Source organism: Streptomyces sp. ADMS, from assembly GCF_033441795.1.
Taxonomy (GTDB): Bacteria; Actinomycetota; Actinomycetes; order Streptomycetales; family Streptomycetaceae; genus Streptomyces.
On the sequence record NZ_JAVFVX010000407.1, the window covers coordinates 1 to 518 of the forward strand.

Here is a 518-nt window from a genome sequence, read left to right on the forward strand (position 1 = left end):
GTGGACGTGGCGTTCGAGGAGGCGGCCCTGCGCGGAGCGGCCCTCAGGGCCCTGTACGTGTGGCACCCGCCGCTCCTCGGTGTCCTGGACGAGGACGCCGCTGTACGGGAGTGCCGCCGGGTGCTGTCCGAGACGGTCGCGGGCCGGACCGCGAGGTACCCGGGAGTGGAACTGCACCACGAAGTCGTCCTCGGCCACCCGGTGCGGGTCCTGACGGAAGCCTCGGAACACGCGCTGGGCCTGGTCGTGGGAACCCGCGGGCACGGAGGTTTCACGGGCATGCTGCTGGGCTCGGTGAGCCAGGGAGTGCTGCACCACGCCCACTGCCCCGTCATCACGGTCCCGGTGTGAGACGCCGTACGGCGCCATCCCCTGCCCCGTACGGCCCTGGTGGCGCCGGACGGCCCGTTCCACGATGAGAGGGCGCTGCCGCTCAGGGACGGCACGCCGGCCGGACGGCCGCCGAACTCACTGGAGTCCGTGATGGAAGCCTCACGCAAGGCCCTCCGCGCGATCCG

Annotated in this window: 1 protein-coding gene; it reads left to right on the forward strand. The window is 72.8% G+C overall.

Features of this window, described 5'->3' with window-relative positions; genetic code table 11:
- Positions 1-351 (forward strand): universal stress protein (locus tag RB628_RS41295; RefSeq protein WP_318325758.1); only part of this gene is annotated, 351 nt, incomplete at its 5' end.
- Positions 352-518 lie beyond the last annotated feature (167 nt).